At 64.0% G+C, this 20,844-nt stretch carries 22 protein-coding genes; 7 read left to right on the top strand and 15 right to left on the bottom strand.

The annotated features are described in order from the left end of the window. Nucleotides 1–69 precede the first annotated feature (69 nt). Nucleotides 70–1,518 (bottom strand): FAD-binding oxidoreductase, encoded by a 1,449-nt coding sequence (locus tag EL2594_RS07595; RefSeq protein WP_011414461.1) that lies wholly within the window; start codon nucleotides 1,516–1,518, stop codon nucleotides 70–72. A gap of 201 nt (nucleotides 1,519–1,719) precedes the next feature. Between EL2594_RS07595 and EL2594_RS07590 the strand changes: the two genes are divergently transcribed. The 3 genes from EL2594_RS07590 to EL2594_RS07580 all read left to right on the top strand — a co-directional run bounded on the left by EL2594_RS07590 (nucleotide 1,720) and on the right by EL2594_RS07580 (nucleotide 4,626). Next, nucleotides 1,720–2,241, top strand: a complete 522-nt coding sequence (locus EL2594_RS07590; RefSeq protein WP_011414460.1) for a hypothetical protein — start codon at nucleotides 1,720–1,722, stop codon at nucleotides 2,239–2,241. A 142-nt stretch (nucleotides 2,242–2,383) separates the two neighbouring features. Then, the gene (locus tag EL2594_RS07585; RefSeq protein WP_011414459.1) at nucleotides 2,384–3,751 is read left to right on the top strand and encodes a DEAD/DEAH box helicase; all 1,368 of its coding nucleotides are present in this window, start codon (nucleotides 2,384–2,386) and stop codon (nucleotides 3,749–3,751) included. Between the two features lie 53 nt (nucleotides 3,752–3,804). Continuing rightward, complete coding sequence (locus tag EL2594_RS07580) at nucleotides 3,805–4,626, top strand: sterol desaturase family protein (RefSeq protein ID WP_011414458.1); 822 nt, start codon at nucleotides 3,805–3,807, stop codon at nucleotides 4,624–4,626. A 223-nt stretch (nucleotides 4,627–4,849) separates the two neighbouring features. On the opposite strand, the gene EL2594_RS07575 is transcribed toward EL2594_RS07580, so the two are convergent. The 3 genes from EL2594_RS07575 to EL2594_RS07565 all read right to left on the bottom strand — a co-directional run bounded on the left by EL2594_RS07575 (nucleotide 4,850) and on the right by EL2594_RS07565 (nucleotide 8,775). After that, entirely contained in the window at nucleotides 4,850–5,215 is a 366-nt protein-coding gene (locus EL2594_RS07575; RefSeq protein ID WP_011414457.1) for a response regulator, read from the bottom strand. A 17-nt stretch (nucleotides 5,216–5,232) separates the two neighbouring features. Beyond that, entirely contained in the window at nucleotides 5,233–6,321 is a 1,089-nt protein-coding gene (locus tag EL2594_RS07570; RefSeq protein ID WP_011414456.1) for a PAS domain-containing protein, read from the bottom strand. Between the two features lie 123 nt (nucleotides 6,322–6,444). After that, nucleotides 6,445–8,775: an ATP-dependent helicase gene (locus tag EL2594_RS07565; RefSeq protein WP_011414455.1), complete on the bottom strand. Its 2,331-nt coding sequence runs from the start codon at nucleotides 8,773–8,775 to the stop codon at nucleotides 6,445–6,447. Nucleotides 8,776–8,900: 125 nt separating this feature from the next. On the opposite strand from EL2594_RS07565, the gene EL2594_RS07560 reads away from it, so the two are divergent. The 3 genes from EL2594_RS07560 to EL2594_RS14895 all read left to right on the top strand — a co-directional run bounded on the left by EL2594_RS07560 (nucleotide 8,901) and on the right by EL2594_RS14895 (nucleotide 10,338). Further along, a complete protein-coding gene (locus EL2594_RS07560) occupies nucleotides 8,901–9,182 on the top strand; it encodes a hypothetical protein (RefSeq protein ID WP_011414454.1) in 282 nt (93 codons plus the stop codon). A 53-nt stretch (nucleotides 9,183–9,235) separates the two neighbouring features. After that, complete coding sequence (locus EL2594_RS07555; RefSeq protein ID WP_011414453.1) at nucleotides 9,236–9,700, top strand: GFA family protein; 465 nt, start codon at nucleotides 9,236–9,238, stop codon at nucleotides 9,698–9,700. A 191-nt stretch (nucleotides 9,701–9,891) separates the two neighbouring features. Further along, nucleotides 9,892–10,338, top strand: a complete 447-nt coding sequence (locus EL2594_RS14895) for a hypothetical protein (RefSeq protein ID WP_011414451.1) — start codon at nucleotides 9,892–9,894, stop codon at nucleotides 10,336–10,338. Nucleotides 10,339–10,351: 13 nt separating this feature from the next. On the opposite strand, the gene rsmD is transcribed toward EL2594_RS14895, so the two are convergent. Together rsmD and EL2594_RS07540 are read right to left on the bottom strand one after the other, a co-directional pair. Next, a complete protein-coding gene (gene rsmD, locus EL2594_RS07545; RefSeq protein ID WP_011414450.1) occupies nucleotides 10,352–10,900 on the bottom strand; it encodes a 16S rRNA (guanine(966)-N(2))-methyltransferase RsmD in 549 nt (182 codons plus the stop codon). Then, the gene (locus EL2594_RS07540; protein WP_011414449.1) at nucleotides 10,897–11,697 is read right to left on the bottom strand and encodes a pseudouridine synthase; all 801 of its coding nucleotides are present in this window, start codon (nucleotides 11,695–11,697) and stop codon (nucleotides 10,897–10,899) included. Before EL2594_RS07540 ends, rsmD begins: the two co-directional genes overlap by 4 nt. 104 nt (nucleotides 11,698–11,801) lie before the next feature. On the opposite strand from EL2594_RS07540, the gene EL2594_RS07535 reads away from it, so the two are divergent. Then, a complete protein-coding gene (locus EL2594_RS07535; protein WP_011414448.1) occupies nucleotides 11,802–13,577 on the top strand; it encodes an AmpG family muropeptide MFS transporter in 1,776 nt (591 codons plus the stop codon). 122 nt (nucleotides 13,578–13,699) lie between these two features. Here the strand turns inward: EL2594_RS07535 and EL2594_RS07530 are convergent, their stop codons facing one another. The 9 genes from EL2594_RS07530 to EL2594_RS07490 form a co-directional block, all read right to left on the bottom strand. After that, the gene (locus tag EL2594_RS07530; protein ID WP_011414447.1) at nucleotides 13,700–14,989 is read right to left on the bottom strand and encodes a bifunctional folylpolyglutamate synthase/dihydrofolate synthase; all 1,290 of its coding nucleotides are present in this window, start codon (nucleotides 14,987–14,989) and stop codon (nucleotides 13,700–13,702) included. A 97-nt stretch (nucleotides 14,990–15,086) separates the two neighbouring features. Continuing rightward, nucleotides 15,087–15,935, bottom strand: coding sequence for an acetyl-CoA carboxylase, carboxyltransferase subunit beta (gene accD / locus EL2594_RS07525; RefSeq protein WP_011414446.1), 849 nt, complete (start codon nucleotides 15,933–15,935; stop codon nucleotides 15,087–15,089). Nucleotides 15,936–15,945: 10 nt separating this feature from the next. Beyond that, nucleotides 15,946–16,725: a tryptophan synthase subunit alpha gene (gene trpA, locus EL2594_RS07520; RefSeq protein WP_011414445.1), complete on the bottom strand. Its 780-nt coding sequence runs from the start codon at nucleotides 16,723–16,725 to the stop codon at nucleotides 15,946–15,948. Beyond that, nucleotides 16,722–17,051 (bottom strand): contact-dependent growth inhibition system immunity protein, encoded by a 330-nt coding sequence (locus tag EL2594_RS15830; protein WP_196793184.1) that lies wholly within the window; start codon nucleotides 17,049–17,051, stop codon nucleotides 16,722–16,724. Before EL2594_RS15830 ends, trpA begins: the two co-directional genes overlap by 4 nt. Next, nucleotides 17,051–18,265 (bottom strand): tryptophan synthase subunit beta, encoded by a 1,215-nt coding sequence (trpB, locus tag EL2594_RS07510; RefSeq protein ID WP_011414444.1) that lies wholly within the window; start codon nucleotides 18,263–18,265, stop codon nucleotides 17,051–17,053. Before trpB ends, EL2594_RS15830 begins: the two co-directional genes overlap by 1 nt. A 109-nt stretch (nucleotides 18,266–18,374) precedes the next feature. Continuing rightward, nucleotides 18,375–19,004 carry a phosphoribosylanthranilate isomerase gene (locus EL2594_RS07505; protein ID WP_011414443.1) on the bottom strand — a complete coding sequence of 210 codons (630 nt, stop codon included), beginning with the start codon at nucleotides 19,002–19,004 and terminating at the stop codon, nucleotides 18,375–18,377. Between the two features lie 13 nt (nucleotides 19,005–19,017). Then, nucleotides 19,018–19,803, bottom strand: coding sequence for a subclass B1 metallo-beta-lactamase (gene bla, locus EL2594_RS07500; protein ID WP_011414442.1), 786 nt, complete (start codon nucleotides 19,801–19,803; stop codon nucleotides 19,018–19,020). Beyond that, the gene (gene pyrF / locus EL2594_RS07495; RefSeq protein WP_011414441.1) at nucleotides 19,800–20,474 is read right to left on the bottom strand and encodes an orotidine-5'-phosphate decarboxylase; all 675 of its coding nucleotides are present in this window, start codon (nucleotides 20,472–20,474) and stop codon (nucleotides 19,800–19,802) included. Before pyrF ends, bla begins: the two co-directional genes overlap by 4 nt. Further along, on the bottom strand, nucleotides 20,471–20,833 hold the full coding sequence (locus tag EL2594_RS07490; protein WP_011414440.1) for a hypothetical protein: 363 nt from the start codon (nucleotides 20,831–20,833) through the stop codon (nucleotides 20,471–20,473). Before EL2594_RS07490 ends, pyrF begins: the two co-directional genes overlap by 4 nt. Between the last annotated feature and the right edge of the window lie 11 nt (nucleotides 20,834–20,844).

Below are 20,844 nucleotides of genomic sequence, written 5' to 3'. Positions count from 1 at the left end.
ATCTCCGAAAACGTGAGGCTGGTCTCGCGAGCAGCGACCCTCCGCCACCGCGCGTGATGGGCGAGCGCTTTAGGGGCTTGTGCTCTCGCGCGCAAGGGGAACGAGCTTGCCGGGATTGAACAGTCCTTGCGGGTCGAGCGCCTGCTTGACGCTGCGCATCATCGCGAGGCTTGCGGGATGGCCCAGACGAGCCAACTCGTCGCGCTTCATCTGGCCGATCCCATGCTCTGCGCTTATCGAACCACCCCATTCGGTGACGAGATCGTGGACGACTGCGCTGATCGCCTTGCCCTCGTTTTCTTCCCATTCGCCGCGGATGGCGTTGTCGGGCGCAAGAATGTGAAAATGCACATTGCCATCACCGAGGTGACCGAAAGCGACAGCTCTGGTCCCCGGGAAGCGTCGTTCCATCTCGGGCGAGACCAGCTCGACGAAATCGGCCATTTTCGCGACGGGCACGGAAATGTCGTGCTGCATGGCCGGGCCGATCGCCCGCTCGGCAGGGGCGATCGAGTCGCGCAAAAGCCATAGTTCCTCCGCCTGAGTTTCATTTGCGGCGATGGTGGCATCTTCGAGGAGCCCATCGTGATAAGCGCCCTCGAGCAACCCCTCGGCCCGCGCATCGAGCGCGTCTCCCATGCCGGCGGTCGCCACCAGTTCGACCAGCGCATACCATGGATGGGAATTCTGCAGCGGATCGCGCGCTTCAGGTAAATAATCCAGGACTGCCTCAAGGCTGTGGCGCGGCACGACCTCGAAACCCTCGAGCGCGTCGCCGACCGAAGACTGCGCATGAAGCAACAATTGCCGCGCTTGCTGGATGCTTTTCAGCCCGATCCAGAGCACCCGTCGTCCGCCGATCGCGGGCTGCAATTGCAGGCTAGCGGCAGTAATAATGCCCAGCGTCCCCTCGGACCCGATCAGCAATTGCTTGAGGTCGAAACCGCGATTGTCCTTCTTGAGGGGCACCAAGCCCTCAAACACGTTGCCATCGGGCATGACCGCTTCGATACCCAGCACCTGAGCCCGCATCGTACCGTGTCGCAAAACCTGCGTGCCCCCGGCATTGGTGGAGATCAAGCCGCCGATCGTTGCCGAGCCCTTGCCGCCCAGTGTGAGGGGGAAGCGCAGCCCTTCCGCCGCCGCCGCTTCATGGAGCGTCTGCAGAATTACCCCGGCTTCGCACACGACCTGCCGGGCATCGGGATCGAGCGACCGGATCGCGTCCATCCGGCGCAGCGAGAGCAGGATGGCGGACCCCGTGTCATCCGGCGTTGCTCCCCCGCACATGCCGGTATTGCCGCCCTGGGGAACGATCGGAACTCCGAATTCCCCGCAAAGCTGAACCAGTTTCGCGACGTCCCGTGTCGAGCCGGGCGAGGCGAGGGCCAAGGCTCGTCCGGTGTAGCGCCCGCGCCAGTCCGTCAGCCACGGCTCGATCACGTCCGGATCCTGCGTGAAGCCCTTGGGGCCGAGCATAGCGGCTGCGCGTGCGAAGAAAGTCTGCATATCGGCCATACAGTGTCGTCTCTGCCACAGGGAAGGGCTGCAATGCCAGTATTTGTGCGCTTCCTTGCGGTTTGCGAGATCGGGATTAAGCCAGCATTCAATTGGCCCCGCTATTGCAGCGCGGACCGTTGGGGGCGCATTTCTAGCGACCGGTGCCCGAGGAGGACGAATTTCCACGCCATGCCAAGTTGGCCTGCCATCCTAGCGCCCATGGTGCTGCTGCTGACGGGGACACCGCCCGCAGAGCAGGTTGGCGCGGGCTATGGGCCGGATGCTGAGCCCCTTGTCAGCACGCTGTCAAGCGGCGAGCAGGAACGCTGGCGTGCGTTTGAGGAGCTCCAGTCGCGGCCTTATCCGCAGCAGGCGCGGATCGAGCAGCGTATCGTGGTTCGCATCACTCCGGCACGTCCCCGCAACCCGGCCATTCCCGATCTGCCGCGCAATTTTCCCGATCGCTTTGCCGAGCAGAAGATGGGCAAGTGCGTACCACTCCAGAGCGTTGCAGCGGTGCAAACCGGCGGGCCGAGCAAGCTGATCCTGTTTCTGCGCGATCGGCGGATAATCAGCGCGCAACTGGAAAAGGCCTGCAGCGCTCGCGATTTTTACTCTGGGTTCTATGTCGAGCCGAGCAAGGACGGGCAGCTTTGCATCGACCGCGACCAATTGCAGTCGCGCACCGGTGCCAAGTGCGAACTGTCCCAATTGCGCAGATTGGTGCTGACCCGCAACTAGGGCCGATGCAAAGCGCCGCTCGGCCCAGCGATTTCTTGACTTTTCACGCGCTTTTGGCGAGAGGCTCGCGGGCAGACGTGTTGCACTGCAACACCCTCGCAATTCCGCTTGGCAACAGGCGCTTATTATTCCGGACATCTGAATGAAATTCGCCGATCTCGGCCTCTCCCCTGAATTGCTCAAATCGGTCGAGAAGGCCGGCTATACCGAGCCTACCCCGATCCAGGAGCAAGCGATCCCGCCCGTGCTGATGATGAAGGACATCATCGGTATCGCGCAAACCGGAACGGGCAAGACCGCAAGCTTTGTGCTGCCAATGATCGATATCATGGCGGCCGGCCGGCGCCGCGCGCTTATGCCGCGATCACTGATCCTCGAGCCCACCAGAGAGCTGGCTGCGCAAGTCGCGGAAAATTTCGAAAAATATGGCGAAAACCACGATCTCAAGATGGCGCTGCTGATCGGCGGCGTGCAGATGGGAGACCAGATCAAGGCGCTCAATGAAGGCGTCGATGTCTTGATCGCGACCCCAGGCCGGTTGATGGACCTGTTCGAGCGCGGCAAGATCCTGCTCAACGGTTGCGAACTGCTCGTCATCGACGAAGCGGACCGCATGCTCGATATGGGCTTCATTCCCGATATCGAATTCATTTGCTCCAAGCTGCCCGAACAGCGCCAGACCATGCTGTTCTCGGCGACCATGCCGCCGCCGATCGAGAAGCTCTCCAAGCAGTTCATGTCGAACCCCAAGCGGATCGAGACGACCCGTGCGGCGACAACCAACAAGGACATCACCGCTTTTCGCGTGAACGTCGGCCAACGCCAGAAACGCGAGACGCTCGAATGGCTGCTAGAAAACGATCATGTCGAAACCGCGATCGTTTTTGCCAACCGCAAGACGACCGTGCGCGAACTCAACAAGAGCCTGCAGCGGCGCGGTTTCAAAAGCGGCGAGATCCACGGCGACATCGACCAGAACCAGCGGAATGCAGAGCTGCAGCGCTTCAAGGACGGCGAGATCAACATCCTCGTCGCCAGCGACGTCGCTGCGCGGGGCCTCGACATCAAGGGTGTCAGCCACGTGTTCAATTTCGACACACCGTGGCATCCCGATGATTATGTCCATCGTATCGGCCGCACCGGCAGGGCAGGTGCGAAGGGGCGTGCCTTCACTTTTGTCGCGCCGGAAGACGCCGAGGCGATCGACAATGTCGAGAAGCTGACGGAAAACAAGATCAAGGTCTTCGGCAAGGACGATGTCCGGGTCGAGCTCAAGGATCCGTCCAAGGGCGACGAGCAGAAGCCGAAGCCCAAGCGCGAGCGCCAGTCACGCGAAGAGGACGAGGAAAAGCCGGCGCGCAAGCCGCGCAAGCGGCGTGACGAGAGCGAGGAACGGCCCAAGCGTTCGACCGGTCGCAAGCCGCCTCGCGAAGACCGGGACGATGCGGTTCCGGCAGGCGAGTGGAACGGCCCGCAACCCGGCTTTCTCGGCGTTTCCGCCACCAAGTGAGCGCGGCGAAATCTTAACCACTTCTTGAGGCTGTTTCGGGCACAAGCGCTGGCATGGAAGCGCTTGCCCAGACCGCACTTGCCCTGTGCCTGAAGCTCGTCCCGCTGGCGGCCATGTTCGGCCTGCTGGCGCTGGCGACCAAGCGCAGCGGGATCTTGGCGGCCTTCAGGAATTCGCGGCGGGAAACCGAGACCAACCTGGCGCTCGTTGTCCTGAACTACGTATTGCTCGCCAGTTTCCTTGCCGGCGCTGCGGCCTGGTGGGCGGATACGCTGGCCGTTAGCAATAGGCTTTTGGTATTCTGGGCCGATGCCAATCCCGTTTTCGTGCTGGCGGTGACTTTGCTCCTGAGCGAGCTGGTGATCTACTGGCGCCACCGTATCGAGCATTCTCCGGTCCTATGGCCCATGCATGCTGTCCACCATTCCGACGAAGCGATGACGTGGCTGGCGCTTTTACGCAAGCACCCGCTGGCCTATGTGCTGGCGCTCGTCGTCGACACCGCGCCTTTGCTGCTGCTGGGCGTGCCGGTATGGGCTATCGGGGCGGTGGCGCTGATGCGGATCTGGTGGGGCCATTTCATCCATGCCGACGTGCCGTGGACGCTCGGGCCGGTCGGTCGCTGGCTCATTTCGCCCGCCGCGCACCGCCTGCACCATATCGACGATCTTGACCTTTGCGGCAGCAATTACGGCGGTGTCCTGACGCTGTGGGACCGCGTATTCGGAACCTATATCGATCCCGCACCCTATCTGAATTGTCGTACGGGCGTCGACGGCGGTTCGCGTGGTTTCGTCGGCGAAGTCGCGCGCCCGTTCGGGGCATGGGCCGGCCGCAAGGCCGTGGACGCTGCGCCGGAGACGGCAAAAGCCTGACCGCAGGTCCGTTTGCGTTTTTTGCAAGTTTACCAGGTTTGCCCGTATGTGCGGGCGGATTTTCCGAAAGTTTGCGCCGGAATACGAAAGCCCCGCTGGGGGCGGGGCCGGGTGAAACGCTTTACAGGATCAAAGAGCGCGGTCGGCTTAGCAAGCCGGTTGGGTGTAGGAAATGGGCGTCTCTCTCGGGGCCAAATGCAGCCAGGGAGCCATTATCGCCCGCTCAGGCCGGTTCCTTGTCCCCTCCGCACATTTCGAGGGCGCGTTTTGCCACGTCGCTCGTGTCCGCGGGTTTCGCCATCACCGGGGCGTCGATCTTGCGCAAAAGCTCCCCGTGACGGTCGAGGTCGCCGGTGTGGAGGATGAAGGGGATCGCGCGCTGTTTGAGGGCGTCGGCGACAGGGCCGCAATGCGACTTGGGGCCGAGATTGACGTCCAGCACGGCGACGTCGATCGGATTGTCCGCAAGAGATTTCAGCGCCTGTTCGCACGTCGCCGCGACCACCACTTCGGCTCCCTCGTCTTCGAAGGCGTATTGCAGGTTCATGGCGATCAGCGGCTCGTCTTCGAGCACGAGAACTTTGGGCATCAATTCGTCTCCGGAATCTATTGCTCGATCGGGATGGCGATGCGCACGAACAGCCCGTCGCGATCCCACCGTTTTTCGAGCGTGCCGTTCGAATAGGACAGCAAGGTTTCCGAAATATCGAACCCCGTTCCCCCTGTCTCCGGCGGCCCTTCGATCGTCGGGCCGCCGCTTTCCTTCCAGTCGATCACCAGCCGGCGGCGGTCGTGATCGTCGCGCTCATGGTGCCACGAGACGTCGATCGTGCCGGTCTCGTTGGACAGCGCGCCATATTTGATCGCATTGCTGGCCAGCTCGTGCAGCGTCAGGCCGATCGACGAAATCGCATTCGGCTCGGTCCGCACGCCGTTTCCTTCGAGAGACACACGGTCGCCCTCGGGATCGTAGGGGGCGAGGATTGCGCGGATGGCCTGACCCACTTCAATCGTGCCCATGAAGGCTTCGTCCAGGGTCGGTTCGTAGGCGCGTCCGAGCGCCTGGACGCGCTCGTTGATCCGACTGGCAACCGGGCGGGCGTCCATCGAACGACCGGTGATGTTGACGATCCCGGCAATCACGGAGAACACGTTCTTGAGCCGGTGCGAGACCTCGCGCGCCATCGCCTTGGCATGGCGTTGCTCGGCCCGGGCCTCGTGGATATCGGTGACGTCCCACTGGCTCCGGAAGAAATATTTGAGCTTGCCGCTCTCGTCGTAGATCGGCCCCAGATGCAGGGCGTTCCAGAAGGTCGATCCGTCCTTGCGGTAATTCAGTAGTTCGACGACGGCCACCTCTTCCTTGGCAAGGGCATCGCGGATGCGGGCGACCTGGCTCTCGTCCGTCCGCGCACCTTGCAGGAAGCGGCAATTGCGCCCGATGATGTCCTTTTCCTCGTACCCCGTCAGCCGTTCGAAGGCCGCGTTGCAGAAGACGATGGGATGGTCGGGCTGATGCGGATCCGTCAGGCATACCGCCATGCGCGTCTGGGCCATCGCCTGCTCGAACAGCAGTCCCGACGCGCCGGGGAAGGCGAGCGATCCGTGCGTCGCTCCGGATTCCGAGGAATAGGCCTGCCGCGAGCTTTCGGGATGGCCTACGCGATTGGCCCTGGTGGTAGGTTGGTCGTCCATTTACTGCCGGTGTTCCGTTGATGGTCTCATGCGATGTCGGTGAGCCCGGCCCTGCGACTGCATGACGCACCGTGTCGACATTCAACCGACTGAGCGGCTCGGAGTTCCTCGATACGACGGGGCTCAGGCCGCTGTGACAAAACTGTCGATCACGCGCTTCGTGCCGCTCTTCTCGAATTCGATCTCGAGCTTGTTGCCTTCCTGGTCCATCACGATGCCGTAGCCGAACTTGTCGTGGAACACGCGCGCGCCGACCGCGATATCGGTGCGAGGCCGGGCGGCGAAGCTGGCGGCGCTGCGGCGGCTCTCCTTCACCGCGAGCTGTTTGGTGTCGTAGCCGCTTTCGAGCGCGCGCTGCCAGCCGGGGCCGCGCTGGGCCGATCGATCCGGCTTGTCGCGGGCGACATGGGCGAACGGATCGTCGCTCTCGCTCCAATTGGCGCGCCAAAGCGATGCGCCGCCGGTCAGCGTGGTTTCGCTCTCGACCTGCTCATCCGGCAGTTCCTCGATGAACCGGCTGGGGATGCTGCTCGTCCACTGGCCGTAAATGCGGCGGTTGGCGGCGTGGAGGATCGTGCAGCGGCGCCGCGCGCGGGTAATGGCGACATAGGCCAGGCGCCGTTCCTCTTCGAGGCTCGCGAGCCCGCCTTCGTCGAGCGCGCGCTGGCTGGGGAAAACACCTTCTTCCCAGCCCGGCAGGAAGACGTGATTGAATTCCAGCCCCTTGGCCGCATGCATGGTCATGATGGTGACCTTTTCCTCGTCGGGGTTCGCGTCATTGTCCATGACCAGCGCGACATGTTCGAGGAAATCGCCGAGCGTTTCGTATTCCTCCATGGCGCGGGCGAGTTCGGAAAGGTTTTCGAGCCGTCCTTTGGCCTCGGCAGTCTTCTCATTTTCGAGCATGGCGGTGTAGCCGCTCTCGTCGAGGACCTGCCGCAGCAATTCGGCAGGCTCGGTTTTTTCCGACTGTTCGCGCCAATGCAGGAACTGCTTCATCAGCCCGCCGATCGTGTTCGATGCGCGCGCGGGGAGTTCGTCGCTGTCTGCCAGTTGCAGCGAGGCGGCGGCGAGCGGAAGGCCTGTGCGGCGCGCGTGCTGGTGCATCTTCTCCAGCGTTTTTGCGCCGAGGCCGCGCTTGGGCTGGTTGTAGATACGCTCGAACGCAAGGTCGTCCTGCGGCTGGGCGATGACGCGCAAATAGGCGAGGGCGTCGCGAATTTCGGCGCGCTCGTAGAAGCGGAAGCCGCCAATGATGCGGTAGTTGAGGCCGATCTGGATGAAGCGGTCCTCGAATTCGCGCGTCTGGTATTGTGCCCGCACGAGGATCGCCACTTCGTCCAGCGGCGCGCCTTCGCGTTCGAGCCGCTCGATCTCCTCGCCGACGCGGCGCGCCTCTTCGGGCCCGTCCCACACGCCGATCACGCGGACCTTTTCGCCGGCATTGACCTCGGTCCACAAAGTCTTGCCGAGCCGCTCGCTATTGGCGGTGATCAGGCCCGAGGCGGCGGCGAGAATATGCGGCGTCGAGCGATAATTCTGTTCCAGCTTAATGACTTTGGCGCCGGGAAAGTCTTTTTCGAAACGCAGGATGTTGGCGACTTCCGCGCCGCGCCAGGAATAGATCGACTGGTCGTCGTCACCGACCACGCAGATGTTCTTGCGCTCCTGCGCCAGCAGCCGCAGCCACAGGTACTGGACCGCGTTGGTATCCTGGTATTCGTCCACCAGCACGTATTTGAACCGCTTCTGGTATTGCTCCAGCACGTCGCGGTGCTTGCGGAAGATGTTGAGCATGTGCAGCAGCAGGTCGCCGAAATCGCAGGCGTTCAGCTCTTTCAGCCGCGTCTGGTAGAGCTCGTAAAACTGCGCGCCGCGTCCGTTGGCGTAGCTTTCGTTTTCCACTGCATCGAGATCGCCGGGATTGAGTCCGCGGTTCTTCCAGCGGTCGATCAGCCCGGCGAGCTGGCGCGCGGGCCAGCGCTTTTCGTCGAGGTCGTTCTGCTGGATCAGCTGCTTTAGCAGCCGCAGTTGATCGTCAGTATCGATGATAGTGTAATTGCTCTGCAGCTTCACCAGCTCGGCATGGCGGCGCAGCATGCGCGCGCAGATCGAATGGAAGGTGCCGAGCCAGGGCATGCCTTCGACCGCATCGCCAATGTGTTGGCCGACGCGGCTGCGCATCTCGCGCGCGGCCTTGTTGGTGAAGGTGACGCACAGGATCTCGCTCGGCCACGCCTTGCGCGTGGCGATGAGATGCGCGAGCCGGGCGGTCAGCGCCGCGGTCTTGCCCGTCCCGGCACCTGCCAGCATCAGGACCGGGCCCTCGCTGGTCAGCACCGCTTCGCGCTGCGGCATGTTGAGCCGCTCCGCATAGGCCGGCAGGTCGACGTCGCCCGCGGCTTCGGCCAGCGGATAGGTTTCCGGGTCGGGGGTGGGGGCGGTCTCGCTCATGCTGTCAGCGAACAGTTAGGGAACGCGCAACACATGAGCAAGGCTGAGGTTCCGGAAAGTTTGTGGAACCTGCACCGGCTTTTTTCATTGATTAGGCATAGAGGAAACACCGGAAGGACTTGAAAATGAAGAAGTTTATCGCAGGATCGCTTGCCGCTGCAATGACCGTCAGCTTTGGTGCCGCCGCTGCGCTGGCCGACGATCACAAGAGCTACAAGCCTAAGGAGAAGGTCGTCGTTGTTGAACGTAACGACCAGGGCAAAGCAACAATGGTGAAGGTCGGGGACAAGATGTATCCGGTCTGCATGAACTATGAAATGACCGATGGCTGTATCCAACCGCGCGCAGCCGGCCTCGACTGGGGTAACTATCCCGCCAATACGTGGCCGCGCATGAGCCGCAGGTAAACAGTACAGACATGTTGCCGACGGATTCCTGAGGGGATCCCAGGCGAGGAAGGGTGATTGCGCTTTGCGCGGTCACCCTTCATGTATGCGGCCAGAAGATTTTCGACGGGGAGGGCGCGATGCTCGAAGGCAGCTGTCACTGCGGGGCGATCCGCTACGAGATCGAGGGCGAGGTCATCAATCATGCGCTGTGCCATTGCACCGATTGCCGCCGCGCGTCGGGCGCGCCGATGGTCGGCTGGGCGATGGTGACCGACGGACAGCTCACGGTATCGGGCGAACCTTCGGTCTATGCTTCCTCCGAGCACGGGCGGCGGCATTTCTGCGTCCAGTGCGGCACCGGACTGTTCTATTCGAACGCCGACATGCTGCCCGGGCTGGTCGACGTGCAGGTCGCCACGCTGGACGAACCCGACGAACTGCCGCCCGAAGCGCATATCCAGGTCGCCGACCGCATCGGCTGGATGGCCGAAGCGCATCGCCTGCCCGAATTCGAGCGCTATCCTCCGCAACATTAGGCCCCGGCGCCTTCTGCGACGAGCCGTTCGCCGCGTTTGCGGCACGGCAAAGGGCCGAAGCACCCGCGCTTTGCGACCGGCGATCCGCGCATGGCTTGTCGCTCATCTCCATCTCGGTCATCACCGGGCTGTCTCCTGCACAGGAGGCGGGTCGCGTTCGTCGCGCACGGGAATAATCAAAGGAGTATCCCATGCGTAAATCGTCCCTCATTTTCCCTGCAATCATCGTCGGTGCGATGGCTGCGCCCGGGCTGTCGCAGGACATGCCGCCGGCAGGCCCGGATGCGGCGGAGGCCGCAGCGCCTGCGGTCGACCCGGCTGCCGAGATGCCGCCCGAGCGGCTGGCCGCCTACGAAAGCTGGCCCGCCGAACAGCGCGCCGCCTACGATACCTGGCCGGTCGACGTGCAGGCCTATTACTGGACCCTGCCGCCACCCCGCCAGGAGGTGTTCTGGCGCATTTCCGACAACGACAAGCTGGCGCTGACCGCGATGGCCGAAGAAGATCGCACGGCGGCCTGGGACATGGTCGAGCAGAGAATGCTCAACGACGATCCGCCCGCGGGCAGCACCCCGGCAGACGAGGCCGAGACCGATCCCGGCGACACCCCACCTCTCCCCGACGACAAGGCAGAATGACAGTCGGAACGGGTTAGCCGGCGGGAAGGCGGAGAATGGTCAGCTTCGCCTTCCCGACCTTGCGTTCGGTCTCGATTGCGAGGCCCTTGACCGCGACATCTTCCTGCGCGGCGGTCTCGACTGCGATCCACGTCTGCGGCCCGATCCAGCCGAGCCGCAGCAACCGGTCGAGCGCTACCGCCCCGGCGCCGGAGTCGTAAGGTGGGTCGGCGAGGACCAGGTCGTGCGGCGCTTTGGCCGGGCCGAGCGCCATCACCGATCCGGCCGATACGGTCGCCCTCGCGCGGGCATTCAGAGCAACGATATTTGCGCGGATCACATCGAGCGCGGGCTTGTCCTGCTCCACGAACAGGCAATGCGCTGCGCCGCGCGACAGCGCCTCCAGCCCGAGCGCACCGGAGCCGGCGAACAGATCGACCGCGCTCAGTCCTTCGAAACTCCCCAGGCGGCTGGTGAGCATCGAGAACAAAGTCTCGCGCGTCCGGTCTGCGGTCGGGCGGGTGCCGTCGCCCCTCGGTGCGACCAGTTTCCGCCCGCGCCATTCGCCGGCGATGATCCTCACGCGCCCTCCTTCTTGAGCGTGCTCAGGAACCGGCCGAGATCGCCCTTGCGGATTTCGACGGCTTGGCCGCGCGGCAGGTCGCCGAGCTGGAACGGGCCATAGGCGACACGCATCAGGCGGCTCACTTCCAGTCCGAAATGTTCGAGCACGCGCCGCACTTCGCGGTTCTTGCCCTCGGTGATCGTCATCTCGATCCACTGATTGCGGCCCCCGGCGCTCTTCGTCTTCTGCTCCAGATTGGCGTCGATCCGGCCGTAACGGACCCCGTCGATTTCGATCCCTTCGATCAGGCTTTCGAGCTGTTCCTGCGTGATGTCTCCGAAAGCGCGCGCGCGGTAGGTGCGGGGGATGCCCGACGAAGGCAGTTCCATCCGGCGTTTGAGCCCGCCATCGTTGGTGAGCAGCAGCAGGCCTTCCGTGTTGAAGTCGAGCCGCCCGATCGGCATCACGCGGCCCGCATCCTTGGGCAAGGCGTTTTTGAGCGCGTCATAGATTGTGGCGCGGCCCTTCGGGTCGTTCTCGGCCGTCAGCAGCCCGGTCGGTTTGTTGAAAGCGAACAGCCGCGTCGGCTCGGCCTTGCCGACGGGCTTGCCGTCCACCGTCACGCCGCGCAGGCTTTCGAGGAAGGTCGCGGGCGTCTCGACCGGCTTGCCGTGCAGCGCGACGCGCCCGTCGGTGATCATGCGCTCGACCTCGCGGCGGCTCGCGACACCGGCGCGGGCGAGCAGCTTGGCGATGCGGTCGCCATCGGGGCGGTCTGGGCTGCGTTCATGGTTCTGTTTGGGTGGGGCTGCCATGGTGAGCGCCTCTACACGGACGAACGTTGCGGTGGAAGCGCGGATGGTCGGGGCTTCCCACAGCGCGTGGCTGCGCTAGTGTCGGCGCAAAGGGAGTGACAGCGATGGCAGCAGCGGCTGCAGAGAAAAGCAAACCCGGCTGGCGCGCCGTCGTGGCGGCATTGCGCCACCGCAAGACCGCCTACATGCTGCTGTTCGGCTTCGCAGCGGGACTGCCCTATGCGCTCGTGCTCGGCACGCTCTACGCGTGGCTTTCCGACAGCGGCGAGATCGACCTGGAGACGATGGGAGTCTTCTCGCTGATCGGCCTCGCTTATGCCTTCAAGTTCCTGTGGTCGCCCGCGCTGGACCGGATCGACATCCCCGGCCTGCGCCGCCTCGGCAAGCGCAAGCAGTGGATCGTCACCGCGCAGCTGTTCATCGGTGCCGCGCTGGCCTCGCTCAGCTTTATTACGCCAAGCAACGAGACGATCGGCATCTTCAGCCTGCTGGCGGGCCTTGCCGCCTTCGCCAGCGCGACGCAGGACGTGGTGATCGATGCCTGGCGCGTCGATGTCGCGGACGATGTCGCAACGATCGATATCCTCTCCACCGTCTACCAGATGGGTTACCGCATCGCCGCCCTGGTCGGCGGCGCATTGGCGCTGTTCGCAGCAGAGAGATACGGCTGGCCGGCGACCTATTTCGGCATGGGCGTGCTGATGCTGGTGGTCGGCTTTGCGGGATTGTGGGCTCCCGATGCCGACACGAAGGCGTTGAAGGCGCTGGAATCGCAACGCGGCGACGATCCCTATGGCCTGCGCAAAGCCGGGCAGATCCTGCCCAGGGTGCGCGGCTGGGCGCTGGTCGCGGTCGGCCTGCTGTGGGGCTGGGCGCTGGTGACGGTCGGCGTATTCATGGTGCAATCGCTGTCGAGCGATCCCGAAATGCGACCCGACTCGGTCGATTTCATCTCCACCATGGGCCCGCTGATCGTGATCGCCACCGTGGTGATCCCCGCATTGATTGCCGCGTGGCTGGAGCGGATGCGCGCGCAAGGCCGCTACACGATCCCGGCGCAGGTCAGCGGGGGCGACGATATCCAGACCGGACATTACGCCTCGCCTTTCGCCGCAAAGTCGAGTGGCGACCGGGCGATGGACCATCTCTACCGCGCACTGGTGCTCCCGCTCACTGACCTCATCGGTCGGCTCGGCTGGGCGATGATCATCGTGATCGCGCTGGTGCTGACCTATCGCATCACCGACGCGATCTGGGGCAGTTTCGCCTATCCGTTCTACCTCGGCGAATTGCAGTACACCAAGGACGAGGTGGCCGTGGCCTCCAAGTTCTTCGGCGTCGGGGCGCTGCTGCTGGGTCTCGCGCTGGGTGGTTACCTGCTGACCGCGATCGGCCGGATGCTGACGTTGACGCTGGGCGCCTTCTTCGCCGCTGCCACCAACCTGCTCTATGCCGATCTGGCGCGGGGCGGGGCGGTCGTGCAGACCGTGGCCGACAATTCGGGCTTCACCTGGCTGGTGGTCCAGCTCGGCGGCGACGAGCGCCTCAGCAAGCTGATGATGGCGATCGCGGGCGAAAATATAGCGGTCGGCGTCGCGGGCGCGGCTTTCGTCGCCTATCTCTCCAGCATCGTCTCCAAGGGGTACAGCGCGGTGCAATATGCGCTGCTGTCTTCGCTGACGCTGCTGGTCGGCACGCTCGGACGGGGGGCGCTGGGCCAGATGATCGAGGAGCGCGGCTATTTCGACGTCTTCATCCTGACGACGCTGATCGGCATGTTCGCGGTTGTGTTGTGCGTGATCGAGTGGGTCCGCCAGGCGCGGCTGGGCAAGGCGGCGGGTGTCGTTGCACCTGAGGCAGCTGCGGAACCGGCGGAGTAACATTCGCACCCAAACCAACACCCGTTCGCCCTGAGCCTGTCGCAGGGCAGCCCCGGGCCTTTGGTCTTGGCACAACGCCGTGACTGGGATTCGACAGGCTCAGCCCGAACGGACTTGGTTAGCTAGTTGGGGATCCCGTCATTAAGTCGCAACACCTCCCCCGCAAGGTAGAGCGAGCCTGCGATCAAGATCGGGTAGTCATCTGCGGGGATGCCAAGCAGCGCCTCTTCGATAGTATCAACAGCCTTGGCATCGGGGCCGAAAGCCTCGACCGGATGGCTGTCATGCCCCGGCACCGGCACTACGGTAAGGCTACGAATGCGGTCTCCAAGTGGCGCAATCAGCGCCTGCGGGTCCTTGTTGTCGAGCATACCCAGAACAAGATGAACCGGCCCCTCGAAAAACGCAGCAATCGTCGCACCCGCGCTGGGATTGTGTCCGCCATCGAGCCAGACGGCCCGATCCCCGGTGAGTGGGCCCGGTTTCAGCCGCTGCATCCGTGCAGGCCAATGCGCCGCGCGCAGCCCTTGCGCCATCGCCTCGGGCGAGACCGACAACGCTTCTTGGTGACGCAGCATCGCGACAGCCAGCGCCGCATTATCGATTTGATGTCCGCCGGGCATGGATGGCTGCGGCAAGTCTAGAGCGCCGCCGAAATCGGCGTAGTGCAGCCCGGCGTCGTCCATGCTCGCGTGCCATTCACGACCGCGCATTTTCAGCGTGGCCTCGCTGCGCAATATCGCCCGTTCGATTTCCAAGGCCGGACCTGCTTGTTGGAAGCCGGTCACCAGCGGTATGCCTTTCTTCGCGATCCCCGCCTTCTCAAATGCGATCCGCGCCATCGGGTCTTTCGGCACGCCGTCCTCCGGGGCGAGGAGGAAGCGTTCGTGATCGATCCCCAGCGCCGCGATTCCGCAAGCCGCCAGCACGTCCGATTGCAGCACATTGGTCGCGTCGAATCTCCCGCCAAGGCCGACCTCAACTACGCAGGCATCGGCAGGTGTGCGGCTGAATGCGAGGAAGGCGGCGGCGATGGTGACTTCGAAAAAGCTGGGGGCCAACTCTTCGCTCGCATCGAGCACCTCTTCCAGCAGCGCCGCCAGCGGCTCGTCTTCGATCAGTCTGCCAGCCAGCAGGATACGTTCATTGTAGCGCACGAGGTGCGGGCTGGTGGTGACGTGGACGCGCTTGCCATCCGCCTCCAGCATGGCGCGCAGGAAGGCGCAGACCGAGCCTTTGCCGTTGGTCCCCGCGACATGGAACGTCGGCGGTAGCTGGCGATGCGGATTGCCGAGCCGGTCGAGCAGGGTGGTGATCGTTTCCAGCCCGAACCGCCCGTCGGGGACGCTCAGCAGGCCGAGCCGGTCGAGCTGGGCCTGCACGCCGGGGTGGGAGGAGCGTGCGAAGTCCATGGCTACCTCGTCACCCCAGCGAAAGCTGGGGTCTCTCGCCACTTGCGTCGATCCTGGTGGAGCGAGATCCCAGCTTTCGCTGGGATGACGATGTTCATTAGGCAGCCTCGGCGGGCTGCAGATAACCCAGCAGCGTCGCCAGTTCGTGCTTCAACTGGTGCCGGTGCACCACGCGATCGACCATGCCGTGCTTGTGCAAATACTCCGCGCGCTGGAAGCCATCGGGCAATTGCTCGCGGATCGTATCCTGGATCACCCGCTGGCCGGCAAAGCCGATCAGCGCGCCCGGCTCGGCGATATGGACGTCGCCCAGCATGGCGTAGCTGGCGGTGACGCCGCCGGTGGTCGGGTCGGTCAGCACGACGATATAAGGCAGGCCGGCTTCACGCAGGCGGCGGGTCATGACGGTCGCCTTGGGCATCTGCATCAGGCTGAGAATGCCCTCCTGCATCCGCGCGCCGCCTGCGGCCGTCACGACGATATAGCCGCACTTGCGGCGCAGCGCCCGCTCGGCCCCGGCGCAGAACGCGGTGCCTACTGCCATGCCCATCGAACCGCCCATGAAGCCGAAGTCCTGGACGCCCACGACCGCATGGTGCCCGTCGATCGCGCCCGAACCGACCGTGAAGGCATCGGCATGCGGGTTTTTCGCGCGCGCCTGCTTCAGGCGGTCGGTATATTTCTTCGAATCCCTGAACTTGAGCGGATCCTCGGCGACTTCGGGCTGCGGCAGCACTTCATAGCCCTCGTCGAGCAATTGCCGCAGCCGCTCGTCCGCCGAAATACGGCCATGGTGGTCGCAGCGCGGGCAGACCTGTGCATTCTCCTCGTATTCCTGCGCAAAGAGCATCTCCGCGCAGGAGGGGCACTTGACCCACAGATCCTTGTCGGTGGTGCGCTTGGGGCCGAAGCCCAGCGAATTGCGAACGCGTGTGAACCAGTTCATGTTGTCGTCCTTAGCGTGCGGAATGGACCGCGTCAGCCAGTGCCTTGGTCAGCTCTTGTAGCTTGGCCGGGGCCTCGGTGCCAAATTCGCCGACCAGTTCGACCAGCGCGGAGCCGACGACCACGCCGTCCGCGACCCTGGCGATAGCGCCCGCCTGTTCGGGCGTGCGCACGCCGAAGCCGACCGCGACGGGCAGGTCGGTCGATCGCTTGATCCGCGCCACATTGCTTTCGATCGTGTCGAGCGCGGCCTGTTGCTTGCCGGTGATCCCGGCGACAGAAACGTAATAGACGAAGCCTTCGCATCCCTCGAGCACTGCTGGCAGGCGCTTGGCATCGGTGGTGGGCGTGGCGAGCCGGATCGGGGCGATGCCCGCTGCGCGCAGGGCGGGGCCGAGCTCGGCGTCTTCCTCGGGCGGGATATCGACGCAAATCACCCCATCGACGCCGCAGCCCTTGCACTCGGCGGCGAACCATTCCGGCCCGCGCCGCACCATCGGGTTGGCGTAGCCCATCAATACCAGCGGCACCTCCGGGTGGCGCTCGCGGAACTCGTTGGCGATCATCAGCACATCGCGCGTGGTCGTGCCGCGCGCAAGCGAGCGGATATTGGCCGCCTGGATCGCGGGGCCATCGGCCATGGGATCGGTGAAGGGCATGCCCAACTCGATCACATCCGCACCGCCCGCAACCAGCGCATCAAGGTTCGCCGCCGTGTCCCCGTCACCAGCGGTGATGAAGGCAACGAAGGCGGCGTGGGGTTTGGAGAAGGCGTTTTGGAGGCGGGTCATTGAGTTTCCCTAGACCCAAGAATTGGATCACATGTTGCGATATCTCTCGTGGTCACGATACGCGCATAGCCGCGCCAAAATGGTTTGTTATAATTAACTCGCAACTGCCCGGGTCTCGGAAAGCGCCCTTGATCTCGAAGAGCACAAAGCTCGGCTTTGAGTTGCTCAAACCTTTCTTGTCCTTCGCATTCACGAAAATCGTCGAGTGCTTCCTTGAACTCGGAGTAAAATGCATCGGCGGTTTGATGCCAGTAGCAATCCATTAGATGATGAAACGCTGGCCATTCAGTTGAATTCTTGTTCTCAGCTTCCCGGCGTAGACGCATTACATCTCCACTCCCAGCTTCTCCGCCACCGTGAAGATGTCCTTATCCCCGCGTCCGCACAGGTTCATCAGGATGATCTGGTCCTCGCTCATCTGTTTGGCGCGGTCGGCGACCGCCGCGATGGCGTGTGACGGTTCCAGAGCGGGAATAATCCCCTCGGTGCGGCAAAGCAGCTGGAAGCCGTCCAAGGCCTCGTCATCGGTCACGGCGGTGTATTCGACGCGGCCTGACTCTTTCAGCCATGCGTGTTCGGGGCCGATGCCGGGGTAGTCGAGGCCGGCGCTGATCGAGTGGCCTTCGGTGATCTGGCCGTCCTCGTCCTGCAGCAGGTAGGTCTTGTTGCCGTGCAATATGCCGGGCGCGCCGCCGAGCAGGCTGGCGGCATGCTGGTCGCCGTCAAGACCATGGCCCGCCGCTTCGACGCCGAGCATCTTCACGTCCGGATCGTCAAGAAACGGGTGGAACAGGCCGAGCGCGTTGGAGCCGCCGCCGATGCAGGCGATCAGCAAATCGGGCAGGCGGCCCGTGCGGTCGAGCATTTGCGCGCGGGCTTCCTTGCCGATCACGCTCTGGAAATCGCGCACCAGCTCCGGATAGGGATGCGGCCCGGCGGCGGTGCCGATGATGTAGAAGGTGTCGTGGACATTCGCGACCCAGTCGCGCAGCCCTTCGTTCATCGCGTCCTTGAGCGTCGCGCCGCCGCTGGTGACGGGGACGACTTCTGCGCCGAGCAGCTTCATGCGGAAGACATTGGGCGACTGCCGCTTTACGTCCTCCGCGCCCATGTAGATGACGCAAGGCAGGCCGAACCGCGCGCAGACGGTGGCGGTGGCGACGCCGTGTTGCCCCGCGCCGGTCTCCGCGATGATGCGGGTCTTACCCATGCGCTCGGCGAGCAGGATCTGCCCGATGCAATTGTTGATCTTATGCGCGCCAGTGTGGTTGAGCTCGTCGCGTTTGAACCAGACCTGCGCGCCGCCGAGCGCCTCGGTGAGGCGTTCTGCGAAATAGAGCGGGGAGGGGCGGCCGACGTAGTGTTCGAGCAGGTCGTCGAATTGGGCCTGAAAGGCAGGATCGGCCTGCGCCGCGCGATATTCGCGCTCTAGGTCCAGCACGAGCGGCATCAGCGTTTCAGCGACATAGCGCCCACCGAACTGGCCGAAATGCCCGCGCTCGTCAGGCTGGGTGCGGAAGGAATTCGCCTTGGTTGCCACAAAAAATCCGTTCGGGCTGAGCCTGTCGAAGCCCCGTTCTTGCTTCTGGCGCAGCGTAAAAAAGAAGTACGGCCCTTCGACAAGCACAGGGCGAACGGGAGTAGGGGGTCTATGCGTTTCTTGCGGCTTCGCAGAACGCTTCGATTTTCGCAATATCCTTGACGCCCGGAGCGCTCTCAACACCACTTGAGGCATCGACAAGCTCCGCGCCGGTTTGGCGGATCGCATCACCGACGTTGTCCGGCGTCAGCCCGCCTGCCAGCCCCCAGGCCGTATGGTGCTCGAAGCCGGCGAGCACGTCCCACTGGAACGTCACTCCATTGCCGCCCGGCAACTTCTTTGCCGGGGAATCGAACAGCAGCCGGTCGACCGCGCCTTCATAGCGGCGCGATTTCTCCAGCGTAGCCGCTTCGCGTACGCCCAGCGCTTTCCACACCTCGATACCAAGCTGGTCGCGCACCGCCTTGGTCCATTGCGGCGTTTCGCTGCCATGAAACTGCACGACGTCGGGCTTGACGATCTGGATCGCGCGCGCGGTCTCTTCGGGCTGCTCGTTGACCAGCAACAGCACCGCCTTGACGCTCTCGGGCACCAGCGCGCGCAATTCGGCGGCTTTCTCTAGTTCCACATGCCGCGGGCTCTTGGCGAAATGCACCAAGCCGACATGGGTCGCGCCCGCCTGCACGGCAGCCTCGATCGTCTCCGGCGTGGAGAGTCCGCAAATCTTGATCATCGTCATGGCGCGCGCGTTGCTAGAGTTCTTCGGCGAGATCAAGCGTGCGCTCGATCGCCTTGCGACCCTCGGGCGGGGAATGGCTCATCGCAATGGTCCGGGCATCGGGGAACGCCGCTGCGAAATTACGCACCGATTGCGCATAGGCCGCGGTGTCCGCATCGGCGAGATTGCCGAGGTTCGAGGCGTCCCCCGCCTTGATCATGCAGCCTCCGAAGGCGATTCCAAGCTCCGGCAGGCCGACGGTGATGTTGTCGCGCGTATGCGCTCCGCCGGGGTAATAGAGGCGTAAGGGCGCAAGCGATTGCGCCGCCTCGCCCGTCGCCCAACCGTTTGCGTCGAAGGTGATGGCATTGCGTGCAGGAACCAGCCCTTCCTCGGGCGCCAGTTCGTTGCTCAGCGGATGCGCCCAGGTCGCGATGTTCGCGCCGTGCAGCGCGGCCATGCCGCCCATCTTGTCCTGATGCGCATGGGTGACGACCGCAGCGCGGACGGGCTTGGCCAGGACCATGCTGGCCCAGGCGACGATTTGCTCGGTCTGTTCGTCGGTCCAGGCGGTATCGACGAGGATTGTGTTATCGCCGTTTACCACCAACAGACCATTCGAAGGGATCGGCCCGAAGCCCATCAGGTCGAGATAGGTGGTGTGCATCCACACGCCCTCGGCCAATTGGCTGAACGACACTTCGCCGAAGCGGATGATGTCGCGGTCGGCCTCCTGCTCGGCGACCGAACTGCGGATTTCGCCGGGCACGCAGGCGGGCAGCGCCAGCGCGGCGGCGAGCGCCAGCACCCGCGCGATCACAGCGTCGCCTCGATATCCCGCGCAGCCTGTTCCGGATCGTCCGCCTTGCTGATCGGGCGGCCGATCACCAGGACGCTGGCACCGTCGTCACGCGCCTGGCGTGGGGTGACGACGCGCTTCTGGTCACCACTTGCGCTGCCTGCCGGGCGCAGGCCGGGAACAACGAAGAAGCCCTGTTTCCATTGCTTGTGTACCGCGCCGACTTCCTGTCCGGAGCAGACGATCCCGTCGAGCCCGGCGTTCTCCGCCAGTTCGGCCAGCCGCATGACATGATCGTGCGGGCTGCCATCGACCCCGGTGCGTTCGAGGTCGCGCTCGTCCAGGCTGGTCAGCATGGTTACGCCGACGACCTTGGTGTTCTCGCCCGCCGCCGCCTTGGCGTCTTCCATCATCGCGCGCCCGCCCGATGCGTGGACCGTGACGATGGCCGGCTCCAGCACATGGATCGATTGCATCGCGGCGGCGACGGTGTTGGGAATGTCGTGCAGCTTGAGGTCGAGGAAGACCGGCAGACCACAGTGCGCAATTTCGTGCACCCCGTGATGGCCGTGGGCATAGAAGAACTCCATGCCGAGCTTCACACCACCGATATGCGCCTTGACCTTGTCGACCAGCGCCTTGCCCGCTTCCAGCCGCGGGATGTCGAGCGCGAGGAAGACCGGGTTGCTCACGGTCTGTCGGTTTCCGGCTGGAGGCCGTCGCTGTCGGGCTGCGGCGGGGGCGGTGTGCTCGATGCAGGCGTAGGTGCGGGCGCTGGATCTTCCGTCGACGCAGGCGGTGGCTCGATATGGGTGCGGGCGGCGTTTTCCAGGCTCGCGATCTTGCGCGACAGCGTCCAGCGCACGCCGCGATGGTACATCCACATCGGCAAGAGGCCGAGCAGGAAGGAGACGATCACCAGCGCCGGGACCTTGGTTTCGACCAGAAGGTTGTCCCAGATCGTCACTTCGACCGGGGTCCAGTTGAACCACGAAAACAGCAACAGCGCGACGAGGATCAGAACCCAGACGATTGTGCGGACGATTTGCAAGGCGAACCCCT

Source organism: Erythrobacter litoralis HTCC2594, assembly GCF_000013005.1.
Lineage (GTDB): Bacteria > Pseudomonadota > Alphaproteobacteria > Sphingomonadales > Sphingomonadaceae > Parerythrobacter > Parerythrobacter litoralis_A.
The sequence above is the reverse complement of the archived record's forward strand: the minus strand, read 5'-3'. Positions and strand labels throughout refer to the sequence as shown.